The 23854-nt window shown below is 62.5% G+C and carries 24 protein-coding genes; 13 read left to right on the top strand and 11 right to left on the bottom strand.

Translation table 11 applies throughout. The features are described 5' to 3' along the window. The 4 genes from ACM6IT_RS23995 to fabI are packed head-to-tail and all read left to right on the top strand — an operon-like array spanning position 1 to position 4521. Positions 1–1074: a microcin C ABC transporter permease YejB gene (locus tag ACM6IT_RS23995; RefSeq protein WP_007979116.1), complete on the top strand. Its 1074-nt coding sequence runs from the start codon at positions 1–3 to the stop codon at positions 1072–1074. A 1-nt stretch (position 1075) separates the two neighbouring features. After that, on the top strand, positions 1076–2095 hold the full coding sequence (locus ACM6IT_RS23990; protein WP_056727653.1) for an ABC transporter permease: 1020 nt from the start codon (positions 1076–1078) through the stop codon (positions 2093–2095). A gap of 1 nt (position 2096) precedes the next feature. Beyond that, on the top strand, positions 2097–3707 hold the full coding sequence (locus ACM6IT_RS23985) for an ABC transporter ATP-binding protein (protein ID WP_056727655.1): 1611 nt from the start codon (positions 2097–2099) through the stop codon (positions 3705–3707). Positions 3708–3726: 19 nt separating this feature from the next. Then, entirely contained in the window at positions 3727–4521 is a 795-nt protein-coding gene (gene fabI / locus ACM6IT_RS23980; protein WP_056727657.1) for an enoyl-ACP reductase FabI, read from the top strand. 134 nt (positions 4522–4655) lie between these two features. Here the strand turns inward: fabI and ACM6IT_RS23975 are convergent, their stop codons facing one another. Continuing rightward, on the bottom strand, positions 4656–5510 hold the full coding sequence (locus ACM6IT_RS23975) for a LysR family transcriptional regulator (protein WP_414918817.1): 855 nt from the start codon (positions 5508–5510) through the stop codon (positions 4656–4658). Positions 5511–5622: 112 nt separating this feature from the next. Here ACM6IT_RS23975 and ACM6IT_RS23970 point away from each other — a divergent pair, with 112 nt between their 5' ends. Beyond that, positions 5623–6048, top strand: coding sequence for a VOC family protein (locus tag ACM6IT_RS23970; RefSeq protein WP_414918816.1), 426 nt, complete (start codon positions 5623–5625; stop codon positions 6046–6048). Between the two features lie 123 nt (positions 6049–6171). On the opposite strand, the gene ACM6IT_RS23965 is transcribed toward ACM6IT_RS23970, so the two are convergent. From ACM6IT_RS23965 to ACM6IT_RS23945, 5 genes are all read right to left on the bottom strand, one after another. Further along, the gene (locus tag ACM6IT_RS23965) at positions 6172–6753 is read right to left on the bottom strand and encodes a GGDEF domain-containing protein (protein ID WP_414918815.1); all 582 of its coding nucleotides are present in this window, start codon (positions 6751–6753) and stop codon (positions 6172–6174) included. Between the two features lie 74 nt (positions 6754–6827). Continuing rightward, entirely contained in the window at positions 6828–7409 is a 582-nt protein-coding gene (locus ACM6IT_RS23960; RefSeq protein WP_223542572.1) for a hypothetical protein, read from the bottom strand. Position 7410: 1 nt separating this feature from the next. Further along, positions 7411–9579 (bottom strand): molybdopterin cofactor-binding domain-containing protein, encoded by a 2169-nt coding sequence (locus tag ACM6IT_RS23955; RefSeq protein ID WP_414918814.1) that lies wholly within the window; start codon positions 9577–9579, stop codon positions 7411–7413. Positions 9580–9586: 7 nt separating this feature from the next. Beyond that, the gene (locus ACM6IT_RS23950) at positions 9587–10042 is read right to left on the bottom strand and encodes a (2Fe-2S)-binding protein (RefSeq protein ID WP_056727666.1); all 456 of its coding nucleotides are present in this window, start codon (positions 10040–10042) and stop codon (positions 9587–9589) included. Between the two features lie 172 nt (positions 10043–10214). After that, positions 10215–11369, bottom strand: coding sequence for an NnrS family protein (locus ACM6IT_RS23945; protein ID WP_414918813.1), 1155 nt, complete (start codon positions 11367–11369; stop codon positions 10215–10217). A 367-nt stretch (positions 11370–11736) separates the two neighbouring features. Here ACM6IT_RS23945 and ACM6IT_RS23940 point away from each other — a divergent pair, with 367 nt between their 5' ends. Together ACM6IT_RS23940 and ACM6IT_RS23935 are read left to right on the top strand one after the other, a co-directional pair. Next, on the top strand, positions 11737–12240 hold the full coding sequence (locus tag ACM6IT_RS23940; RefSeq protein WP_056727670.1) for a VOC family protein: 504 nt from the start codon (positions 11737–11739) through the stop codon (positions 12238–12240). A gap of 33 nt (positions 12241–12273) precedes the next feature. Further along, entirely contained in the window at positions 12274–13107 is an 834-nt protein-coding gene (locus ACM6IT_RS23935; protein ID WP_414918812.1) for an AraC family transcriptional regulator, read from the top strand. A gap of 207 nt (positions 13108–13314) precedes the next feature. On the opposite strand, the gene ACM6IT_RS23930 is transcribed toward ACM6IT_RS23935, so the two are convergent. Both ACM6IT_RS23930 and ACM6IT_RS23925 read right to left on the bottom strand, forming a co-directional pair. Then, positions 13315–13902 (bottom strand): LysE family translocator, encoded by a 588-nt coding sequence (locus ACM6IT_RS23930; protein WP_409078785.1) that lies wholly within the window; start codon positions 13900–13902, stop codon positions 13315–13317. 86 nt (positions 13903–13988) lie between these two features. Beyond that, a complete protein-coding gene (locus ACM6IT_RS23925) occupies positions 13989–15320 on the bottom strand; it encodes a PLP-dependent aminotransferase family protein (RefSeq protein ID WP_414918811.1) in 1332 nt (443 codons plus the stop codon). 89 nt (positions 15321–15409) lie between these two features. Here ACM6IT_RS23925 and ACM6IT_RS23920 point away from each other — a divergent pair, with 89 nt between their 5' ends. The 5 genes from ACM6IT_RS23920 to ACM6IT_RS23900 all read left to right on the top strand — a co-directional run bounded on the left by ACM6IT_RS23920 (position 15410) and on the right by ACM6IT_RS23900 (position 19696). After that, positions 15410–16306 (top strand): DMT family transporter, encoded by an 897-nt coding sequence (locus tag ACM6IT_RS23920; RefSeq protein ID WP_414918810.1) that lies wholly within the window; start codon positions 15410–15412, stop codon positions 16304–16306. Between the two features lie 91 nt (positions 16307–16397). Next, entirely contained in the window at positions 16398–17018 is a 621-nt protein-coding gene (locus tag ACM6IT_RS23915; protein WP_056727687.1) for a LysE family translocator, read from the top strand. A gap of 127 nt (positions 17019–17145) precedes the next feature. Then, positions 17146–18228: a bifunctional transcriptional activator/DNA repair enzyme AdaA gene (locus tag ACM6IT_RS23910; protein WP_056728092.1), complete on the top strand. Its 1083-nt coding sequence runs from the start codon at positions 17146–17148 to the stop codon at positions 18226–18228. Between the two features lie 33 nt (positions 18229–18261). Beyond that, positions 18262–19074 (top strand): isocitrate lyase/PEP mutase family protein, encoded by an 813-nt coding sequence (locus tag ACM6IT_RS23905; RefSeq protein ID WP_056727689.1) that lies wholly within the window; start codon positions 18262–18264, stop codon positions 19072–19074. Positions 19075–19078: 4 nt separating this feature from the next. After that, on the top strand, positions 19079–19696 hold the full coding sequence (locus ACM6IT_RS23900) for a DNA-3-methyladenine glycosylase family protein (protein ID WP_409078782.1): 618 nt from the start codon (positions 19079–19081) through the stop codon (positions 19694–19696). 116 nt (positions 19697–19812) lie between these two features. Here the strand turns inward: ACM6IT_RS23900 and ACM6IT_RS23895 are convergent, their stop codons facing one another. From ACM6IT_RS23895 to ACM6IT_RS23885, 3 genes are all read right to left on the bottom strand, one after another. Continuing rightward, complete coding sequence (locus ACM6IT_RS23895; RefSeq protein WP_414918809.1) at positions 19813–20910, bottom strand: extracellular solute-binding protein; 1098 nt, start codon at positions 20908–20910, stop codon at positions 19813–19815. Positions 20911–20912: 2 nt separating this feature from the next. Continuing rightward, positions 20913–22037: an agmatine deiminase gene (gene aguA, locus ACM6IT_RS23890; protein WP_056727694.1), complete on the bottom strand. Its 1125-nt coding sequence runs from the start codon at positions 22035–22037 to the stop codon at positions 20913–20915. A 100-nt stretch (positions 22038–22137) separates the two neighbouring features. Next, on the bottom strand, positions 22138–23022 hold the full coding sequence (locus ACM6IT_RS23885; RefSeq protein WP_223441856.1) for a LysR substrate-binding domain-containing protein: 885 nt from the start codon (positions 23020–23022) through the stop codon (positions 22138–22140). A gap of 332 nt (positions 23023–23354) precedes the next feature. Here ACM6IT_RS23885 and ACM6IT_RS23880 point away from each other — a divergent pair, with 332 nt between their 5' ends. Further along, positions 23355–23843: a GFA family protein gene (locus tag ACM6IT_RS23880; protein ID WP_414918808.1), complete on the top strand. Its 489-nt coding sequence runs from the start codon at positions 23355–23357 to the stop codon at positions 23841–23843. The last annotated feature ends 11 nt before the right edge of the window (positions 23844–23854 follow it).

The following is a 23854-nucleotide window of genomic DNA, read 5'->3' as shown; positions in this document are numbered from 1 at the left end:
ATGCTGGCGTACATTTTTCGGCGACTGTTGCTGATCATTCCGACCCTGTTCGGCATTTTGCTGATCAACTTCGTGATCATTCAGGCCGCCCCGGGCGGGCCGGTGGAGCAGATGATCGCCAAGCTCGAAGGCTTCGAAGGCGCCACCAGCCGCATCGCCGGCGGGGGTGCCGAAGTCTCGGTGGCAGGCTCGGCCTATCGCGGCGCCCAAGGCCTGGACCCGGCGCTGATCAAGGAAATCGAGCACATGTACGGCTTCGACAAATCGGCGCCGGAACGCTTGTGGATCATGGTCAAGAACTATGCGTCCCTGGATTTCGGCGACAGCTTCTTCCGCGACGCCAAGGTCATCGACCTGATCAAGGAAAAGATGCCGGTGTCGATCTCTCTCGGGCTGTGGAGCACGCTGATCATGTACCTGGTGTCGATCCCGCTGGGGATCGCCAAGGCCACGCGACACGGCAGCCACTTCGACGTCTGGACCAGTTCGGCGATCATCGTCGGCTACGCGATCCCGGCGTTCCTGTTCGCCATCCTTTTGATCGTGGTATTCGCCGGCGGCAGTTACCTGGACTGGTTCCCCTTGCGCGGGCTGACCTCGAACAACTTCGATGAACTGAGCATGGGCGGCAAGATCCTCGATTACTTCTGGCACCTGGCGCTGCCGGTGACCGCGCTGGTGATCGGCAACTTCGCGACCATGACCCTGCTGACCAAGAACAGCTTCCTCGACGAAATCAACAAGCAGTACGTGATTACCGCCCGGGCCAAAGGCCTGACCAACCACCGCGTGCTGTACGGCCACGTGTTCCGCAATGCCATGCTGCTGGTGATCGCCGGATTTCCCTCGGCCTTCATCGGCATATTTTTCACCGGTTCGTTGCTGGTGGAGGTGATCTTCTCCCTCGACGGCCTCGGCCTGATGAGTTTCGAGGCAGCGATCAACCGCGATTACCCGGTGGTGTTCGGCACGCTGTTCATCTTCACCCTGCTCGGGCTGGTGGTAAAACTGATCGGCGACCTCACCTACACCTTTGTCGATCCGCGCATCGACTTCGAAAGCCGGGAGCATTGAGATGAACCTGTCCCCTCTCAATCGCCGACGCTTCGAACTGTTCAAGGCCAACAAGCGTGGCTGGTGGTCGCTGTGGCTGTTCCTGGTCCTGTTCGGCGCCAGCCTGGGCGCCGAGTTGATCGCCAACGACAAGCCGCTGGTGGTGCACTACGACAACAACTGGTACTTCCCGGCGCTCAAGCGCTACCCGGAAACCACCTTCGGCGGCGAATTTCCGCTGGAGGCCAATTACAAGAGCCCGTACATCCGCGAACTGCTCAAGGCCAAGGACGCCTGGGTGCTGTGGGCGCCGATCCCCTACAGCTACCAGAGCATCAACTACGACCTGAAAGTCCCGGCCCCGGCCCCGCCCTCGGCGGACAATCTGCTGGGCACCGACGATCAGGGCCGCGACGTGTTGGCCCGGGTGATCTACGGCTTCCGCATTTCGGTGCTGTTCGCCCTGACCCTGACCGTGTTCAGCTCGATCATCGGCGTGATCGCCGGCGCCTTGCAGGGCTTCTACGGGGGCTGGGTGGACCTGGCCGGACAGCGCTTCCTGGAGATCTGGTCCGGACTACCGGTGCTGTACCTGCTGATCATCCTTGCCAGTTTCGTGCAGCCCAACTTCTGGTGGTTGCTGGGGATCATGCTGCTGTTCTCGTGGATGAGCCTGGTGGACGTGGTGCGCGCCGAGTTCCTGCGCGGGCGCAACCTGGAATACGTGCGCGCCGCCCGCGCCCTGGGCATGCAAAACGGCGCGATCATGTTCCGCCACATTTTGCCCAACGCGATGGTATCGACCATGACCTTCATGCCGTTCATCCTCACCGGCGCCATCGGTACACTGACCGCCCTGGACTTCCTTGGCTTCGGTTTGCCGGCGGGCAGCCCGTCTTTGGGTGAACTGGTGGCCCAGGGCAAATCCAACCTGCAGGCGCCGTGGCTGGGTATCAGCGCCTTTGCTGTGCTGGCCTTGATGTTGAGTCTGCTGGTGTTCATCGGCGAGTCCGCTCGCGATGCCTTCGACCCGAGGAAGTGAAATGAATCAGGACAATCTGATCGAAGTGCGCGACCTGTCCGTCGAATTCGTCGTCGGCAATCGCTGCCAACGGGCGGTCGAAGGCGTCAGCTTCGACATCAAGCGCGGCGAAACCCTGGCCCTGGTCGGCGAGAGCGGTTCCGGCAAGTCGGTCACCGCACACTCGATCCTGCGCCTGCTGCCCTACCCGCTCGCCCGGCATCCGTCCGGCACCATCGAATATTCCGGGCAGAACCTGCTGGACCTGAAAGAAAAAACCATCCGCCACATTCGCGGCAACCGGATTGCGATGATCTTCCAGGAGCCGATGACCTCGCTCAACCCGCTGCACTCGATCGAGAAGCAGATCAACGAGGTGCTGGGCATCCACAAGGGCCTGACCGGCAAGGTCGCGACCAAGCGCACCCTGGAACTGCTGGAGATGGTCGGCATCCCCGAGCCGCACAAGCGCCTCAAGGCCCTGCCCCACGAATTGTCCGGCGGCCAGCGCCAACGGGTGATGATCGCCATGGCCCTGGCCAACGAGCCGGAACTGCTGATTGCCGACGAGCCGACCACCGCGCTGGACGTGACCGTCCAGCTGAAAATCCTCGAATTGCTCAAGCAATTGCAGGCCCGTTTGGGCATGGCGCTGCTACTGATCAGCCATGATTTGAACCTTGTGCGAAGAATTGCGCATCGCGTATGTGTCATGCAGCAAGGTTGCATCGTCGAACAGGCATCGTGCGAAGAACTGTTCCGCGCGCCGCAGCATCCGTACACTCGGGAACTGCTGGCAGCGGAGCCCGACGGCAAGCCTGCAAGCAACGTGATCGGCCCGCCCTTGCTGGCGGTCGAAGACCTGAAAGTCTGGTTTCCGATCAAGAAAGGCCTGTTCAAGCGCACGGTGGATTACGTCAAGGCGGTCGACGGCATCAATTTCAGCCTGCCCCAGGGGCAGACCCTGGGGATCGTGGGAGAAAGCGGTTCCGGCAAATCGACCCTGGGCCTGGCGATTTTGCGGTTGATCGCCAGCAAAGGCGCCATCCGCTTTGAAGGCCAGCCGCTAGACTGCCTGACGCAGCAACAGGTACGGCCGCTGCGGCGGGAGATGCAAGTGGTGTTTCAGGACCCGTTCGGCAGCCTGAGCCCGCGGATGTGCGTGAGCCAGATCGTTGGCGAGGGCCTGCGGATCCACAAGATGGGCACCGAGGCGCAACAGGAACAAGCGATTATTGCGGCACTCAAGGAGGTAGGTCTGGATCCGGAAACCCGGCACCGCTACCCCCACGAATTTTCCGGCGGGCAACGGCAGAGAATCGCCATTGCCCGGGCATTGGTGTTAAAACCGGCGTTGATTTTGCTGGACGAGCCGACTTCGGCCCTCGACCGCACGGTACAACGCCAGGTAGTGGAGCTTTTGCGTTCACTGCAAAGCAAGTACAACCTGACGTATCTGTTTATCAGCCATGACCTGGCTGTGGTGAAAGCGCTGAGCCACCAGTTGATGGTGGTCAAGCATGGCCAAGTGGTCGAACAGGGAGACGCGCAAAGCATTTTTGCCGCCCCCCAACATCCGTATACACAGCAGTTGCTGGAAGCCGCTTTTTTGGCTCCGGCCACTGCGCAATAACCTGAAAGAGGAGCAACACATGGGTTTTCTCGCCGGTAAGCGCGTACTGATCGTCGGTGTCGCCAGCAAGCTGTCCATCGCATCCGGCATCGCTGCCGCCATGCATCGCGAGGGCGCTGAGCTTGCCTTCACTTATCAGAACGACAAACTCAAGGGTCGTGTCGAAGAGTTCGCACAAGGCTGGGGTTCGAACCCTGAGCTGTGCTTCCCGTGCGACGTGGCCAGCGATGAAGAAATCGCCAAGGTCTTCGAAGCACTGAGCAAGAAGTGGGACGGCCTGGACTGCATCGTGCACTCCGTCGGCTTCGCCCCGGGCGACCAACTGGACGGCGACTTCACCGAAGCCACCACCCGCGAAGGTTTCCGCATCGCTCACGACATCAGCGCCTACAGCTTCGTGGCCCTGGCCAAGGCCGGCCGCGAAATGATGAAAGGCCGCAACGGCAGCCTGCTGACCCTGTCGTACCTGGGCGCCGAGCGCACCATGCCGAACTACAACGTCATGGGCATGGCCAAGGCTTCCCTGGAAGCTGGCGTACGCTACCTGGCCGGCTCCCTGGGCCCGGACGGTACTCGCGTCAACTGCGTATCGGCAGGTCCGATCCGCACCCTCGCCGCTTCCGGCATCAAGAACTTCCGCAAGATGCTGGCCGCCAACGAAGCGCAAACCCCACTGCGCCGCAACGTCACCATCGAAGAAGTCGGCAACGCCGGCGCCTTCCTGTGCTCGGACCTGGCGTCCGGCATCAGCGGTGAAATCATGTACGTGGACGGTGGTTTCAACACCACGGCCATGGGCAGCATCGAAGAGTAATCTTCGGTCAGCCCATAAAAAACCCGCCTGTTTTGGCGGGTTTTTTATGGGCACCACAATCAAAAGATCGCAGCCTTCGGCAGCTCCTACACAGATCTCTGTAGGAGCTGCCGAAGGCTGCGATCTTTTGACCTTCAGAGCAAGCAGTTCGCAAACAACCGCTGAATCGGCTGATTACGCTGGCTGTAACGCTGCAACAAGACAATCTCTCGAAAGAAGGTCAGCTCGCCCAATCGGATCACCCTGACCTTCGCCCCATGCTCAAGCCACAACCCGGCCTCCGGCAACAGGGAAACCCCCAAGCCACACTCGACCATTTTCACGATGGCCTCCAGTTCATCCAGTTCCAGCGCCACCTTTACCTCGATCTGCCGCTCCCGCAGAAACCGCGTCACCAGCCGCCCGCCGAATGAATTGCGGTCGTAGCGCACATGAGGGTGCTCGGCGAGCAGTTGCAGCGGATCATCTCCGTCCAGGCCCGCCGGTACGATCAGCACGAAAGGCTCCCGGCGAATCACCTGCGCGGACAACTCCTTGGGCAACTCGAACGGCGGCTTGATCAGGATCGCCAGGTCCACTTCTCCGGTGTCCACCTGACTCAGCAGGTTCAGTGACACGCCAGGCACCAGCTTGGGCTCCAGCAAGGGCGCCTGTTGGCGCAAGCGCACCAGCGCCTGGGGCAGGAGCCCGGTCTGGGCGGTGGCCACTGCGCCGATTTTCAGTTCGCCACGGTACTCGCTGACATCGTCACTGACGGCCATGCGGCTGAAGGTCTCGAGCATTTCCCTGGCCATCGGCAACGCTCGCTGCCCCGCCGCATTGAGCAGCGCCTGGCGGCCGGTGCGGTCGAACAGATGGATGCCGAGAGCCTGTTCCAGGTTGCGAATCTGCGCGCTCACCGCCGACTGTGTCAGGCCGATGTGCATGCCGGCGGCGGCGAAGGTTCCGTAACGCGCCACGGCGATAAAGGTTTTCAGTTCTCGCAGCATGGCGACCTCGATTGATCGAAATAATTTGAGCTCGATGCAAAAATTATCGTCTTTCAATCAAGAATCACAGGACTAAACTCGACACATTCCCAGCCACACCGAGGTAAGCCTGATGCAACTGTCCCCTTTTCACTTGGCCATCCCGGTCTACGACTTGGCGGCCGCCCGACAATTCTATGGTTCAGTGTTTGGCCTGGAAGAAGGTCGTTCAAGCGAGCATTGGGTGGATTTCAATTTTTTCGGCCATCAACTGGTGATTCATCTGGCACCGAAAAACCCCGCGCAAGAAGCCGCGCACACCAATGCCGTGGATGGTCACGATGTACCGGTGCCGCATTTTGGCGTGGTGCTCGGGATGGCCGAGTGGGAGGTGCTGGCCGAGCGGTTGAAGTCACAGGGGACGCGCTTCGTGATCGAACCGGGGATTCGTTTTCAGGGGCTGGTGGGCGAACAGGCGACGATGTTTCTGTTTGATCCTTGCGGGAATGCGCTGGAGTTCAAGGCGTTCAAGGACATTGGGCAGTTGTTTGCCAAGTGAAAGTTGTGGTGCCTGTTCGGGCCTCTTCGCGGGCAAGCCCGCTCCCACAGGGATTGAGTGAACAATACTGGCCTGTGTGGGAGCGAGCCTGCTCGCGAAGAGGCCCGCTAATACAACACCGCCCTAACGGCTCATCACCCGCTCGGCCTCCTCAAGCAGCTCCTCGATTGAGTCATGAACAATGGGGTCATATTCGACCTGGGTAACGCTGAACCGAATGTCATAGCTGCGATGCGCCGTGGCGTTGCGCTCATCGAGCATCTCAGCGAGCCGTGGCTTGATCGCCGCAATCTCCACGGCGCTGGACCCGGTCAGCAGCGCCACGAACCGGTCGCCGTCGAGTCGGCCGACCACATCGTTTTCACGAAAGCCGATCCGCAGGACATCGGCGAACGTCCTGAGTGCGTCGTCACCTTTGTCCCGGCCATACAGATAGCAGATGAGCTTGAATTCATCGAGGCTGAAGTACAGCAGCGTCGCCGAGGTCTCCAGCTGTCGACAGACGTCCAGCCCGAGTTGGGCCAGAGCGATGAAACCATGGCGATTGGACAGCAGCGTCAACTCGTCCATGCTCGCCATCTGCACCCCTGCCAGTTCTTGTTCTGCCTGGCGAGCCAGTTCGCGCAAGCGTTCACGCTCTTGCTGTGGCGTGAGCAGCGGGTTGGCTGGTCGGCCCGATTTGCCTGTTTTGCCTGAGATCAACATCGTTCACTCCCTTGGCGGGTATGTACGTTAGAGTCGCCCATACCCACATTGACTCCCTGTAAGCGTGCCGCTGGTCAGCTACCCGCCACCGGACACGGTCCTCCCGCATCGGCCCAGCGCTTGAACCGGGTGACGAAAATATCGTGAGGAACCGGCACCGGCGCGCGATTGCCGCCGGGGTTCCAGCCCCACAGCACCAGCTTGTCGTCGCTGACGTGCTTGATCAGCGCGGCAAAATCCCGATCGCCGTTGCTGGAGCGATCCTTGATCATCGCGCACAGCCGGTCGGCGGGCAGGCCGATCCAGGCCATGCGGTGCGCGGCCGCAGGCAAACTCCAGTGCGGCGCACCCGGTGGCGCGTGAGGTCCGTAACTGGCCGGCGGATTGCTTTCGGCATGACATGTGGCACAAGGCAACCCGGCCGAGCCCTTGCCGTCCATGCCCCGCACGACATTCATGGCATGGGGAACGCCGGCATCGAATTGCAGCGGCGATTCCCCGGGAATGTGGCAGTTCTGGCAACGGGGGCTCTGGAAGACCTTCTGCACAGTATCGAACGCCTGCAAGGCCTCGCGGTCATCGGCGAACACGTGGGAGGCGTAGGCGACGAGAACGATCAGGATCACCGTCCCAACCAACCAGTGATGTCGTTTCATTTCACACCCCCGACAGCTGCAAGGGCAGCTCCCGCAGGCGCTGCCCGGTCAAGGCAAACACCGCGTTGGCCACCGCCGGCGCCATGGGTGGCACACCGGCCTCGCCGATACCGCCGGGTTTGTCACTGCTGGGCACGATATGCACTTCGACCACCGGCATTTCGTTGAGCCGCAGCACCTGATAGTCGTGATAGTTGGACTGCACCACCTGCCCGTCCTTGAGCGTCAGCTTGCTGTGCAAGGCGAAGCTGAGGCCAAAGGTAATGCACGACTCCATCTGCGCGGCGATGCTCTGCGGATTGACTGCAATACCGCAGTCCACCGCACAGACCACCCGGTGCACGCGGATGGCGAGGTTGTCCTGGGACACCTCGGCCACCTGGGCCACGTAGCTGCCGAACGACTCATGCACCGCCACACCCAGGGCATGGCCGTCCGGCAGTGGCGCCGTCCAGCTGGCCTTCTCCACCGCAAGGTTCAGCACACCGAGGTGGCGCGGATGGTCCTTGAGCAAGGTGCGCCGATATTCCACCGGATCCTTGCCGGCCGCCGTGGCCAGCTCATCGATCAGCGACTCCATGACAAACGCGGTGTGGGTGTGCCCCACCGAACGCAGCCACAACACGCTGATGCCGGTTTGCGGGGAGTGCAGTTCGATCTGGTGATTGGCCAGTCCTTCGAAGTAAGGGCTGTCGGCCACGCCTTCGACGGAGGTCTTGTCGATCCCGTCCTTGACCATGGTCGCTTCAAGCGAGGTCCCGGCCATGATCGACTGTCCGACCATCACATGTTTCCAGGCCAGTGGCAGACCGTCGGCGCCCACCCCGATAAGCGCATGGTGCAGGAACGCCGAGCGGTAATAGCCGCCCCGGATGTCGTCCTCCCGCGCCCACACGGTTTTCACCGGCGCACCGGCGGCCTTGGCGACATACACCGCTTCACTGACGAAGTCCGACGTCGGATTGGCCCGGCGCCCGAAGCCGCCGCCGAGAAACTCGGTATGGATCACCACCTGTTCCGGTTTGAGACCGGTGATTTTCCCGGCGACTATCTGGTCCAGGGTCTGGAACTGGGTGCCGGTCCAGATTTCGCATTTGTCCTGGGTAATGCTCACCGTGCAGTTCAGCGGTTCCATCGGCGCGTGGGCCAGATACGGCACACTGTATTCAACGTCAATCTTCCTGGTCGCTTTCGCCAGCGCAGCCTGGGTATCCCCCGCCTGACCGGCGTTGGTGCCTGAGGTGGTGGCGAGTTTGCGGAAGCTTTCCAGCAGCGCCTGGCTATTGAGCCCGGCGTTCGGTCCCGGATCCCACTCGATTTTCAGCGCATCGCGCCCCAGCTTCGCCGCCCAGAAATGATCGGCAATCACCGCAATACCCGTCGGTACTTGCACCACTTTGTGCACCCCCGGAATCGCCAGCGCTTCGGCGCCCTCAAAGGATTTGACGCTGCCGCCGAAGGTGGGTGAGCGGGCGACCATCGCAGTCATCAGCCCGTCAAACTGCACGTCCATGCCGAATTTCGCACGGCCAGTGATTTTTTCCGGTGTGTCCAGACGCTTGGTGGGCTTGCCGATCAGCCGCCAGTCTTTCGCGTCCTTGAGCTTGATCGAAGCCGGATCTGGCCGTGGCAACTGCCCGGCGTCATCGGCCAATTCGCCATAGGTGGCACGGTGTTCACCGGCAATAACCACCCCCGATTCGGTATGAATCTCGGATGGCGCGACGCTGAAACGCTTGGCCGCCGCGTCGATCAACATCAAGCGCGCCGCCGCGCCGGCCTGGCGATAGCGGTCGAACTCCATCCAGGTGGACGTCGAGCCGCCGGTGATTTGCATCCCGCCAAAGCCTGGCAGGCCGTAGTCGGCGGCCGAGGCCGGGGAATGCTCGACGCGGATTTTCGTCCAGTCGGCGTCCAGTTCTTCAGCGATCAGCATGGTCAGACCGGTCCAGATGCCCTGGCCCATTTCCGAGTGGCCGAGCAACACGGTGACACTGTTGTCATTGCCAATGCGCAGGAAGGCGTTGGGCGCAAACACGTTGCCCTGGTTCTCCGCGCCCATGGCGAAACGGTGCGCACCGGGCATGGCAAACGCGACTACCAGTCCACCGCCCAGCACGGCACTGCCCTTGAGAAAACCACGACGGGATAATGCGTTGATGATGTTCATGGCCACCTCAACCCAGCTCGGCGGCGCGTTTGACCGCCGCGCGGATCCGCGGGTAAGTGCCGCAACGGCAGATGTTGCCGGACAGCGCCTGATCGATGTCGTTGTCGGTTGGCTTCGGAATCTTCGCCAGCAATGCCGCCGCCGACATGATCTGCCCGGACTGGCAGTAACCACACTGAACCACGTCAAGCTCCGCCCAGGCCTGTTGCACCGGGTGCGAGCCGTCCGCGGAAAGGCCTTCGATGGTGAGAATTTTTTGCCCATGGGCCACGGCCGTGGCCGGTGTGATGCACGAGCGCAGCGGCGCGCCATCGACGTGTACGGTGCAAGCCCCGCATTGGGCAATGCCACAGCCGAACTTGGTGCCGGTGAGGTGGGCAACATCGCGCAAGACCCAGAGCAGCGGCATGTCGGCGGGGACATCCAGCTCCTGATCCTGGCCATTGATGTTCAGGGTCAGCATGGCGCAGTTCCTCAGACTCAGGGTGATCTGAAGGGGCGTCGCTGCGGCCTTGTAAAACCTGCGCGCGCCTCAGGCTATCCCTTCAGCTAAGCGCAAATTTGCCGGCAGGCCGTGGCGCATCGACCACCGGTCATGAAAAAGCCGCCTCGAAAGGCGGCCCTGAAGGTCTTGGCTAGAGCCTCGGCCCCAATAAAATGCCGGTGTAGCGCCAGACAAAAACACCGAAAGCGCTACACCACAGCAACGCCGACAGCGCCAGGCCATGACTGGAAAACGGCACCAACCACACCCGAAGTACACCCGCCAGCAGCAACAGGGAAAACCCCGCGACGATCGCTTTGGACGGCTGCAACAAGCGCCCGGTATGCCCCAGGCTGACCCGGGCGATCATCGCCAGAACCAGCCCGCCGATGCCGCCGACGGCCAGCGCATGGGTGGCCAGGCTTTGTTGCGGCATCCAACCCAGGTGCCACAGCGCCATGGCCAGCGTCGCCACCGCTAGCCAGGCGTAAGCCAGGTACAGCGACCACAGCAGCGGTACGCGCCACAGGCCGCGATCATGCCAGCGCCACAATCGCAGCAGATGCAAACCGCTGATCAACGCAAACATCAGCGCCAGCCACACCCGTGGGACGTCATTCAAACCGACGGCAAAGGACACCGCTGCCAGCATGGCGCTGATCAGCAACACCTTGCCCGGCAATGGATGGGCAGCAGGCGTTGCGGGACGGTTCAAGCCGCGCTGGATAAAAAACGGAATCACCCGCCCGCCGATCACGCTCATCAGCGCACCCACCAGCCACAAGGCAGCCAGCACGCCATGACGTTGCAGATTGGCGTCTTCAACGGCGAGCCCCAGCAACGTCAACGCCTGACACCCGGCCAGCAGCGTCACCATCAACAGAATCGGATAATTCTCGCGCTTGCCCGCCGCCAGCAGATCGCGCCCCAACGCCCACGCCAGCAACGGCAGAAACGGAACCTGCAAGGCCAGCAGCCAGGGCGCAGGTATCGGCAGGCACCAGGCCAGCCGTGCCAGCAGCCACACCAGCACCAGGCCGATCAGCGGCCAACCCTTGAGCCCTGGCCGGCCGGTCCAGTTGGGCACCGCCGTGAGCAGGAACCCGGCAATGATGGCCGTGGCAAATCCGAAAGGCATTTCATGTCGATGCCAGGCGAGCATGCCGCCCACCGGCTGCGCAGCGGGCAAGCGGCCGTACAGCCACAAGGCCCAGATCGCGATGGCGAGGGCCGCGAACCCGGCCCCCGCCAGAAAGAAGGGGCGAAAGCCCAGGCTGAAGACTGGTGCAACGGCAAGCCGACGCATCAAGCCACCACTCGAGCCGGGAACTGGCTCAGGCGATACGCGCCGAGCATACGGCTCGACCATTGAAGAACGTTCCGAGGGTTGCTGAAGAAGTTGAACATTGTGCGTACTCCTGAAGGCGTTCAGTTGCACCTTTACCTCTTCAAGTCCCGTGCCAGCTTTTTGCCCCTTTAAATCCAGGCACTTGCGCATATACGAGTCATAAAGACCCACGGCAAAAATAGTCTGTTTGACTCCACTTAAAGTCATTTTGACTACCGCCACGCTACCCTGCGGCAATTTTCTCGATCTACGGTACGGCCAGACGACCAGAGGCTGACTACGCTGAAAGTCCGGAACATGCGTTACCTGCAGAGGAGCTGGCGCCATGCTACGCGTACAAAAACTCACGCCCTGCCTGTGGTTCGACGATCAGGCCGAAGAGGCGGCGAAATTCTATTGCTCGATCTTCGACCACTCGAAAATCACTGCCATCACCCATTACGGCCACGCCGGATTCGAGTTCCACGGCCGGCCCGTGGGTTCGGTCATGACCGTCAGCTTCGAGCTCGACGGGCAGAGTTTCACCGGCCTCAACGGCGGGCCTTTGTTCAAGTTCAGCGAGGCGGTTTCGTTTCAGGTCAATTGCCTGACACAGGATGAAGTCGATCATTACTGGGGCAACCTGTCGGCCGGTGGCGCGCCCGAAGCCCAGCAATGCGGTTGGCTCAAGGACAAGTTCGGGCTGTCGTGGCAGATCGTCCCCGTCGCGATGATGGACATGATCAAGGACCCCGACACGAAGAAATCCCAGCGGGCCATGCAGGCGATGATGCAGATGAAAAAACTCGATATCGCCACACTGCAACGAGCCTTTGACGGCGAGAGCTAATACACTCGGGCGCTGACCTGCCGAGGAGTGAGCATGAAGCACGCCGTTGCCAAGAACGCCGACAAGGCCCCGCGCTTCTGGCGTGATGATGCCCTGCCCTTCATCGAAGCCCGCTCCATCGCCGACGGGCGCGAAGTCTGCTACACCCGGCACGCCCACGAGCACTTTTCCATCGGGGCGATCACCGCCGGGCGCAGTACTTATCTGCATGAGCAGTCGGCGTTCGAGGTCGGCGTCGGCACGGTGGTGCTGATAAACCCCGGCGACGTCCACGCCTGCAACCCGATCGAAGACCAACCCTGGTCGTACCTGATGCTGTACGTCGATACGCCATGGCTGACCGATTTGCAGCATCAGCTCGGCTTCAGCGATGACGCGGCGTTTCGCCGCTTCTCGCTGACCCACACCCGGGACGCCCAACTGTTTGCCGGCCTCGCGGGCTTGCATGAGGTGCTGGTCGATCCCCAGCAGGACGTGCTGCGCAAACACAGCGTGGCCGTCGAGTTCTTTACCGAGGTTCAGCTACGACTCAACCCGGCCAACCCGCCGCTGCGCGAACCCAATTTCAAGCTGGAACGCGCAGCCGATTACATCCGCGACCACTGCACGCAAACCCTCAGGCTCGAAGACATATGCGAGGCGGCGCAACTGTCACCGTCCTACCTGATCCGCGCCTTCAAACAGCATTACGGCATGACGCCCCACGCGTTCCTGGTCAACCGGCGCATCCAGTACGCCCAGGATCAATTGCGCAGCGGCAAACTGATCGCGGACGTGGCGCTGGAAGCGGGGTTCTCCGATCAGGCGCATTTTCAACGGGCCTTCAAACAGCATCTGGCGGCTACGCCGGGGCAGTATCGGGGGTGAAGCGTTGTATGAGTCTGTGGCCTTACAGAACCTGTGATTTGGTTGAACCTGCGGCGAGGGAGCTTGCTCCCGCTCGGCGGCAAAGCCGTCGCAAAACCGGCATGCAAGATTTGTCTGAAGGAAAGCGGGGCCGCTTCGCAGCCCAGCGGGAGCAAGCTCCCTCGCCACAAAAGCTGTAACTTCGCCACAAAACCGTGGTGACTGCCGTTACGGCAACACCAGATACACCGCACTCACCACCAGCAACAACGCCATGGCGCGATTGAACAGGCGCATACCCGCCGGGTTGTTCAGGAAGCCGCGTAAAAACGTCCCGGCATACGCCCAGCAACCGACCGACACATAACAGATCACCAGATAGATCGCGGCGAACTGCCAGACCAGGCGCGCCTCGCCATCGGCGACGAACGCGCCCATGCCGGCCACGCAGGCCAGCCAGGCCTTCGGGTTGAGCCATTGCATGATGGCGCCATACAGCATCGATGGCGACTGGGCCGACTCACTGGCCTGCACCTGCCCATTGTCGGCCGCCAGCTTGTAGGCCATGTACAACAGAAAGGCCACCCCCGCCCATTGCACCACCTGGGTCAGTGCCGGCCAGCGTTGCAACACCTCATGCAGGCCCAACCCCATCAGCACCAACAGCAAGACAAACCCCAGCGTCGCCCCGGCCACGTGACGCTGGCTGGCCCGGAAACCAAAGCGTGCGCCGGAGCTCAACGCCACAATGTTGACCGGCCCCGGCGTGATGGAAGCGACCAGCGCAAACGCCGCCATGGACATCATCAGATTCATTGCACACCTTCTTCCATCGGATTGAACAAGGCCCCCAAGGTAAAGAGCCGAGCGGCTCGCGTATTGAAGAAAACTGCCCTGCAGCGCTATGAGTAATAGCCAACGATCTTTTCAACCTTGCCCAAGGCAATACGCAGCGAATCCATGTCCACCGAACCCAGGGCCAGGCGTATCGCGTGCGGTACATAGGCCGAAATCGCAAAGGGCTCGGCCGGCGACACCGACACCTGCTCGCGCATCAGCGCCATGGCGATCTGGTCGGCCCGGGCGTCTTCCGCCAACGGCAGCCAGATGAAATAAGAGTTCGGGTGGCTGACGGTCCTGAGCCCGGCCAGCACCTCGCGGGCCAGGGTTTGCCGGGCCCGGGCATCCGCGCGTTTTTGCGCCTCCAACTGGCTGACGGTGCCGTCGTCGAGCCAGGCCGTGGCGATGGCGGTCATCACGCCCGGGGTGTTCCAGGTGGTCGCCATGATCGTGCGCTCGAAGGCGGCGACCCATTGCGCGGGTGCGGCGATGAAACCGACGCGCAGCCCGGTGGCGACATTCTTCGACAGGCCGGACACGTACACCGTTCTCTCCGGTGCCAGCTCGGCCAGCGGTGGCGGTACGTCTTCGGCCAGGAACGCGTAGGCAGCGTCCTCGATGATCGTCAACTCATGCCGACGCGCAATCGCTACCAACTGCTCGCGCTGATCCAGATCCATCACCCAGCCCAGCGGGTTATGCAAGGTCGGCATCGAGTACACGGCCCGTACCGATCGGCTGCGGCAGAGTTTTTCCAGGGCAGGCAAATCAGGCCCGGTATCGGTGACCGGAATCGGCAAGACTTCCAGATGCAGGGTTTCGGCCAAGGTCTTGAAACCGGGATAGGTCAACGCATCGGCGGCAATTACATCGCCGGGCTTGAGCAGCGTCATCATCGCCACCGCCAAGCCATGCTGGGCACCGCTGACGATCAACACCTGCTCGGCCGGCACGCTCAGCCCGCGGTCAAGCAGATGACGCGCGACCGAGGCCCGCTCATGCAGGCGTCCCGCGTGGGGCTGATAGCGCAGGAGCGATTCCAGGTCCCCGGACAACGCCAGCTGACGCAAGGCCGTGCGCAACAGGTCGGCCTGGCCCGGCAATGACGGGTAGTTGAAATTCAGGTCGATCATCCCCGCCGCCACCACGTGCTGCGAGATGCCCTGCCCCGGCGGCAGCGAGGTTTCCCTGACAAAGGTACCGCGCCCGGTTTCGCCGCTGACCAGGCCCATGCCATCCAGCTCGGCATACACCCGGCTGGCGGTGACCAGCGCCAGACCGTGCTCGGTGGCCAGTTGCCGGTGAGTCGGCAGGCGCGTGCCGGGCGGCAGACGCCCGGAGCGGATGTCGGCGGCAAAGGCATCCACCAGGGTTTTGTAGCGGGATCGAGGCATGTCGAGATGTATCCATGACAATTTTTTGATTGTATCGATAGTCGCTCATAGGATGAGTTTCGTGCAATCAGACAATGAGCGTGAGCCAAATGGAACGGACTTCGAACCTGCAACACCGGACGCTGGAAAACAGCACCAGCGGCTGGATCAACGGCCTGATCGGCGTGGTGATCTTCAGCGGCTCGCTGCCGGCGACACGGGTGGCGGTGCTGGAGTTTGACCCGGTGTTCCTGACCGTCGCACGCGCGACCATCGCAGCGGTCCTGGCGCTGTGCCTGCTGTGGCTGTTCAAGGAAAAACGCCCGGCGCGCCAGCAACTGATACCGCTGCTCATCGTTGCCCTGGGCGTGGTCATCGGCTTTCCCCTGTTGACCGCGCTGGCGCTGCAATACGTGACGTCCGCGCACTCGATCGTCTTCGTCGGCCTGCTGCCCCTGGCGACAGCGGTGTTCGGCGTCCTGCGCGGCGGCGAGCGGCCACGGGCGGCGTTCTGGATTTTCTCGGTGCTGGGCAGCCTGCTGGTGGTCGGGTTTGCCCTGTCCCAGGGGCTGACCGCTTCCCCCCAGGGCGACATCCTGATGCTGCTGGCCATCCTCGCCTGCGGCCTGGGTTATGCCGAAGGCGCGAAGCTGTCGCGCACCCTCGGTGGCTGGCAGGTGATCAGCTGGGCGCTGGTGCTGTCGCTGCCGATCGTGGCGGTGCTCAGCTGGATGCGCATGCCGGCCTCGTTCAGCGGCATCAGCACGCCGGCCTGGTTCAGCCTGGCTTACGTCTCGCTGTTCAGCATGCTGATCGGTTTCGTGTTCTGGTATCGCGGCCTGGCCCAGGGGGGCATCGCCGCCGTCGGGCAATTGCAGCTGCTCCAGCCGTTTTTCGGGCTGACGCTGGCCGCCACCCTGCTGCATGAACATGTCAGCATCGGCATGCTGGGTGTCACCGTCGCCGTGATCCTCTGCGTCGCCGGGGCGAAAAAGTTCGCCAGATAGCCCTGTGTACGGTGGTTTGCGCCCATGACTGTATGGGTCTGGCCACCGCTGAGCCGTGATAAAAATAGCGCTCTTGCTACAGGAGCCCACCATGGACCTCGCCACCCTCACCCTGTTCCTGCCGGCCTGCTTCGCCCTCAACATGGCACCCGGCCCCAACAACCTGCTGTCGGTCAGTAATTCGACCCGCTATGGCTACCGCACCGCGTGTGTGGCGGGGATCGGCCGGCTACTGGCGTTCGCCGGGATGATTGCCCTGGCCTCGGCGGGGCTGGCGGTGGTATTGCAAACCTCCGAGCTGCTGTTCTACGCGATCAAGATCCTCGGCGCGGCCTACCTGTTCTACCTCGCCTGGCAATTGTGGCGCGCCGATCCGGGCGTGGAAAACGTCGTGGCCTCAGCCCCCGTGGGCACGCTGGCGCTGGCCCGGCAGGAGTTCCTGGTGGCGGCCGGCAACCCCAAGGCCATCCTGATCTTCACCGCGTTCCTGCCGCAATTCGTCGACTCGACCCACGCCATCGGGCCGCAATTCGTGGTGTTGGGCGCGCTGTTTCTGGTGCTGGAATGGATCGCCATCGGCGCCTACGCCTACATGGGCCTGCACATGCGCCGTTGGTTCGCCCGGCCGTCGGGCAAGCGGATGTTCAACCGTTGCTGTGCGGGGTTGCTGTCGGCGGCGGCTTCGGTGCTTCTGATGGCCAGACGCGCCTGAAGTCGATATTTTCCCCATGTGGGAGCGAGCTTGCTCGCTCCCACATTGACTCGCAGTGATCAAAGGAGCGAAATTCACTGTCGATTCTCCGGTGGAGGTCGCCCATGACGCGATCTATGCTGCGCCCATGAACCTACAGAAAACGCTGCTTCCACCCCGTGCCGAGATGGTTCGCGCCATGCTCGAGCGAGACACCTCCTACGAGGGGGTGTTCTTCACGGCGGTCAAGACCACAGGCATCTTCTGCCGCCCCGGCTGCACCGCCCGCAGCCCGAAGCCTGAGAATGTCGAGTTCTTTGCCAACGCCGAACAATGCCTGGCGGCGGGCTATCGCGCCTGCCTGCGCTGCAAACCGCTGGACACCGCCGCCAGCGCGCCGGACTGGGTGCAGACACTGTTCAAATCGCTAGACGCCGACCCGGAGCAGCGCTGGACCGACGCCCAACTACTGGCCCAAGGCATCGAACCGCTGAAACTGCGCCGTTGGTTCAAGCAGCATTTCGGCATGACCTTCCACGCCTGGCTGCGCGCCCGACGCCTGGGCATGGCGTTGGGCGGGATCAGACAGGGCGACTCCATCGACGACGTCGCGTTCGATTCGGGCTACGAGTCCCTGAGCGGATTTCGCGATGCCTTCCAGAAATCGTTTCACATCACCCCGGGCCGCGCGGCCAACAGCGAGCCGCTGCTGTTCACGCGCCTGACCACGCCGCTGGGACCGATGATCGCCATGGCCGAGCGGCGTGGACTGGTGCTGCTGGAGTTTCTCGGCCAGGCCTCGCTGAACCCAGCGGTCGAAGCGCTGCAAAACCGTTTCGGTTATGCCGTGGCACCGGGGCACAACGCGCATTTGCAGCAGATCGAAGAACAATTGTCCGCGTATTTCGCCGGCACGCTCACTGAGTTCAGCGTGGCCTTGCACATGCCCGGCAGCGAGTTCTCCCGCCGGGTCTGGGCCGAACTGGCGAAGATCCCCTACGGCCGGACCACCACCTACGGCGCCATCGCGGCGAGCCTGGGCAAGCCAGGTGCCAGCCGGGCGGTGGGCCTGGCCAACGGGCACAACCGCTTATCGATTGTCGTGCCCTGCCACCGGGTGATCGGCGCCGACGGCTCGTTGACCGGCTACGCTGGAGGCCAGCCGCGCAAGGCGTTTCTGCTCAGGCTGGAGAACGCGGCGGTGCAGCTCACGGAGCAACTGGCGTTCTGATCCCCACGACTTATTCAAAAGGAAGGAAACCCGATGGACAGGCTCGACAATCAATTGCACCAACTGCATCACGAGGGTTTGCTGATCCTCACCAACGTCGCGGATGCCGCCGGGGCTCGGTTGGTAGAACAACTGGGCAACAAGGCCGTAGCCACCAGCAGCGCAGCAGTGGCCTGGGTGCATGGTTATCCGGACGGCAACACCCTGCCCCTTGAGCGCCTGGTCTCGACGGTCGAGTCGATTGCCCGGGTCATTTCGGTACCGCTGACCGTGGACATCGAGGCCGGTTATTCCGATGACCTGGAACGGGTGACCCAGGTGGTTGATGCGGTGATCGCCGCCGGCGCTGTCGGGATCAACATCGAAGACGGTTCCTCACCGCCGGAGTTGCTGGTACGCAAGATCGAAATCGCGCGCCAGGTGGCCGACCGGCGCAACGTGAACCTGTTTATCAATGCGCGCACCGATGTTTACCTGCGGGGCCTGGTGCCCGCCGAAGATCGCGTCGCCGAAACCCTCAGGCGCGCCGCGCTGTATCAGGCCGCCGGTGCCAATGGCCTGTTTGCCGCCGGCGTTACTGCAGAGTACGAGATCAAGGCGTTGTGCCAAGGCACCTCGCTGCCACTGAATGTGCTGGGGTTCCCCGGCCTGCCGTCCCCCGAAGCGCTTGAGGCACTCGGTGTACGCCGCCTGACTGCGGGTTCAGGCATTGCCGAATTCCTCTACGGTGCCATGGCCGGTATCGCCAAAAGCTTTCTGCAAACCGGCAAGTTCGATAGCCACGACCTGAAGGCCTTGACCTACGGCGAAGTGAACGCCCTGCTGCAACCGTCCGGGAAAGCCTGAGCCCATGGTCGACGGCTATCAGGCGGCCAGTGCGTTCCTGGCGGCCATCGATGATGACTGGCGCCGCCACATCGACGCCATCGGCCCGTGCCTGCACCAGCCGCATGCGGCACATGATCCGTATGAGTCGCTGGTGCGGGCGATTGCCTATCAGCAACTGCATGCCAAGGCTGGGGATGCGATTGTCGGCCGGTTGCTGGCGCTGTTCGGTTCGGGTTCGTTTCCCAGGCCGGAACAGATCGTCGCCACGGATTTCGACCGACTGCGCAGTTGCGGGTTTTCCGCGAGCAAGATCGCGACTATCCAGGGCATCGCACAGGCGTCGCTGGACGGCGTGGTGCCGGATTACGCCACGGCGCTGGCCATGGACGATGAAGCGCTGATCGAGCGCTTGATCACCCTGCGCGGTGTGGGTCGCTGGACCGTCGAGATGCTGCTGATCTACAGCCTGGAGCGGCCGGATATCCTGCCGGCCGATGATTTTGGTGTGCGCGAGGGTTATCGACGACTCAAGGGCCTGGAGATGCAGCCGACGCGCAAGCAGATGATCGAGATCGGGTTGGCGTGGAGCCCTTACCGGACGGTGGCCTCCTGGTATTTGTGGCGGGTGCCCAACCGTTAGACCACATCGCGGTCCCTGTAGGAGCTGCCGAAGGCTGCGATCTTTTGATCTTGATCCTGAAAAACAAAATCAAAAGATCGCAGCCTTCGGCAGCTCCTACAGGGGTCGGCTTGACCTCACAACCCCGACTTCAACCGACTGAACGCCCTGATCAACGCCCGGTTGAACGCCTTGCCATTGTCATTCTTGCTGTACAGCGAAGCCCTGACCGCCGCCGGCGGATACGTCCCCGGATCGTTGCGAATCGCCGGATCGACCAGGGCGTCCGCCGCCGTGATCGCATTGGCGTAATGGATAGTGTCGGTGATCGGCGCGATCACTTGCGGGGTCATCAGGTAGTCCATCAATGCCAGGCCGGCCTTCGGGTGCGGCGCATCCTTGGGAATGACCATGGCATCGAACCAGATCAACGTGCCCTCCTTCGGAATGCGGTACTTGAGCGAATACGGCTTGCCCGCCGCCTCGGCCTGGCCCGCCGCGATGGCCACGTTGCCGTTCCACGACATCGCCACGCAGGTGTTGCCGTTGGCCAGGTCACTGATGTTCAGGTCGTTGTCGAAATAGCGAATGTACGGCCGAATCTTCGCCAGTTGCTGCTCGGCCAGCTTCAGGTCATCGAGGTTCTGGCGGTTGATGTCCAGGCCCATGTACTTCATGACCGCCGCAAATACTTCGTTGGGGTCGTTGAGCAGGCTGACCCCGCAATCGGCGAATTTCGATACCACGGCCGGGTCGAACAGCATCGCCCAACTGTCGGTCGGCGCGTCGGGCAGCCGCTGTTTGACCGCCTGCTCCTGATAACCCACGCCCGTGGTGCCCCAGGCGTAGATCCCGGCATGGCGGTTGCCCGGATCGAACACCGCCATGTGCTGGCGGAACTCCTCGCCGACCCCGGCGAAATGCGGCAGTTGCTGCTTGTCGACCGGCTGCACCGCGCCACTCTCGATGGCCCGGGACAGATGCTGCCCCGCCGTCAGCACCAGGTCGTAGCCACTACGACCGGTCAGCAGCTTGGTCTCGACGGTTTCCAGGGAGTCGAAGTGGTCGACCACCACATGGATGCCGGTTTTCGCTTCAAAATTCTTCAAGGTGTCCGGGGCCAGGTACTCGCCCCAGATGTACAGGTTGACCACCGGTTTGGCGGTGTCGGCGGCCTGCACACACAGGGGTGCAAGCACCAGCAGTATTGCTTGAGTCAGTTTGTGCAGGCCCACGGTCACGCTCCTTTCTTGTTGGAGTGGGGGGCGGCGTACTGCGGCATGGTGATGCACGCGACGTTGCCGCCACCGAGAAGGATTTCCCGGGAGTTTTCGATGCCGACGATGCTGTGTTTCGGGAACAGCTCGGCCAGGGTCGCCAGCGCCACCTTGTCGTTGCGATCACCGAACAGCGGCACCACGATCGAACTGTTGCCGGCGTAGTAGTTGATGTACGACGCGCAGATCTTCGTCCCGGCCTGGCGGGTATGGGTGCTGTCCTGCTGGTCCAGGCCTTCGGCTTCTTCGGCGGTCCACTCCAGCACATCCGGCTGCGGCAGCTTGTGCACGATCAATTCGCGGCCGCGACTGTCGCGGGTGCTGCGCAGGATGTCGTAGGCCTCCTGATAGATTTCCCACTGCGGGTCGTCGCGGTTGTCGGTCCATTGCAGCACCACTTCACCGGGGCGCACGAAGCACGCGAGGTCGTCGACATGGCCGTCGGTTTCGTCGAACTTGCAGCCCCGTGGCAGCCAGATCACCTGCTCGGCGCCGAGGTAATCGGTCAGGCGACGGGTGACTTCGTCCTTGCCCAGGTGCTGGTTGCGATTACGGTTGAGCAGGCATTGTTCGGTGGTCAGGATGCTGCCCTGGCCGTCGCTCTGGATACCCCCAAGTTCGGCGATCAACGGCGCACGGTAGCGGTCGAAGCGTTCGATTTCGAGGATCTTGCCGGCGATCTGGTCGTCCTTGTCCCACGGGTAGTACAGGCCGCCATCGAGGCCGCCATAGGCGTTGAATTCGAAGTCGACGCCGCGCACTTCGCCGCTCTGGTCATTGACCACGAAGCACGGGCCGCTGTCGCGGAACCAGGTGTCGTTGCAGGTCATTTCCACCACGCGCACTTGCGACGGCAGCTGGCGACGCGCAGTGGCGAACTGTGCCGCCGAGGCGCACACGGTGACCGGTTCGCTCATGGAAATGGCGGTGACGATCTGCACCCAGACTTTCTGCGCAGGCTTGGCCCCGTTGCGCCAGACGTCGGTGCGCTCCGGCCAGCCGAGCCAGCAACCGGACTTGGTTTCGAATTCGCCGGGCAGACGGAAACCGTCCTGTTTGGGAGTGGTGTCGAGCAAGCGGGCCATGGTCAAACCTCTTCAACGGGGATTGGAATGACCACAGGCTAAGGGCGTTGGCGACTGGCTCGCCAACGATGATTATTTCGGAATACTTGAATCTAACTCATCAATCGAGCAACTGATCGTTGAACCACTCCAGCATCTGCGCCACCGCCGGGCGCTCCAGCCGCAGCCGCTCGCACACCAGCGCGTATTGCCCCAGCGCAGTCATGCTCGACGTAAACGGCCGTACCAGCCGCCCACTGAGCAAATCTTCCTGGGCTGTGAGGTTGTCGCCCATGGCCACGCCCTGCCCTTGGGCCGCGGCCTCCAGTGCCAGCCCGGCGTGGGCGAAATACAGTTGCCGGTCGGGGCGCTGATCACCGGCATGGCTGGTGAGCCACGCGGTCCAGGTCTTGCCGTCCTGGTCGTCGTGCAGCAGACAGTGGCGAGCCAGGTCCTTCGGGGTTTTCAACGTGCCCTGGTTGAACAGGCCGGGACTGCACACCGGGAAGAACTGCAACGCCGGCAGCGGCCGGACGAAATACGCGGAGCTGTCCACCGGGCCGGTGCCGTAGGTGATCGCCAGGTCGATATCTTCTCCGGGCGCCGTGGCGTCGATCGGCTGTTCGTACAGATGCAAGGTGATGTGCGGGTAGCGCGCGTAGAAATCCGTGAGCCGGCTCATCAGCCACTTTTGCGCAAGCTCGGCGGTGACCGCCAGACGCAATACCGCCAGGGATGAAGGGTCGCGCAGTTCATCGCAGGCATCGCCGATCAGTTCGAAAGCCTGCTGCAAGCTCTGCATCAGGCGCCCGGCAGCCAGGGTCGGGCGAATCTGCCGACCCTCGCGCACGAACAGCGGCACGCCGAGTTGCTCTTCGAGCTGGCGAATCTGGTGGCTGACCGCGCTGTCGGTGACGCACAACTCAGCCGCCGCCCGACCGAAATGGGCGTGGCGGGCGGCGCATTCGAAGGTTCGCAGGGCGGCCAGGGAAGGTAAACGTCGCATCAGGTCATGTCCCGGTTTCGAGGGGGACATGCTGGATTGGCTGGCGGTGGCTGTCCAGCGGGACCGCGTTATTGTTCTTCGCGAGCAAGTCGAAAGGGCCAGCCCATTCACCGCCAACCCACCTGCCCATCACCTTCCCTTATGGACCATGACATCCACCCGCACCCGGCGCATGTTGAACCCTCAACCGCTGGGCCGGCAAGAAGCAGGTGTTCGCGCAAACCGGTGATCAACTGAAACTGGTGGCGACCGGCGACGCGATCCTGGTGCCGGTCGAGTAGCCCTGACGGTCTAGGCTGTCCGGGGTACGTTCCAGACAGCCGGAGGCTCCCATGCAACTCGAAGGTTCCTGCCATTGCGGCGCGGTGTCGTTCAGTTTGACCAGCGTCCACCCCTACCCTTACCAGCGCTGCTACTGCTCGATCTGCCGCAAGACCCAGGGCGGCGGCGGTTATGCGATCAACCTCGGTGGCGATGCCCCCAGCCTCAAGGTTCGCGGACGCAAACACATCGCGATTTACCATGCGCGACTCAAGGAAGAAGGCGACAAGCGCGCCCACAGCAGCACCGCCGAGCGGCATTTCTGCTCGGTCTGCGGCTCGGGCCTGTGGTTGTTCAGTCCGCAGTGGCCGGAGTTGATTCACCCGTTCGCCTCGGCCATCGATACGCCGTTGCCGGTGCCGCCGGAACACACGCACCTGATGCTGGGTTCGAAGGCGCCGTGGGTAGAGGTCCAGGCGCAGCCTGGAGATCTACAGTTCGATCTGTACCCCGAAGAGTCCATCGCGCAGTGGCATGAACGCTTGGGTCTGCGTTGCTGATGGCCCCTTCG

The sequence above is a fragment of the Pseudomonas sp. IT-P4 genome, from assembly GCF_949767755.1.
Lineage (GTDB): Bacteria > Pseudomonadota > Gammaproteobacteria > Pseudomonadales > Pseudomonadaceae > Aquipseudomonas > Aquipseudomonas monachiensis.
Note: the sequence above shows the minus strand (reverse complement) of the source record. Positions and strands in the feature narration are given on the sequence as shown.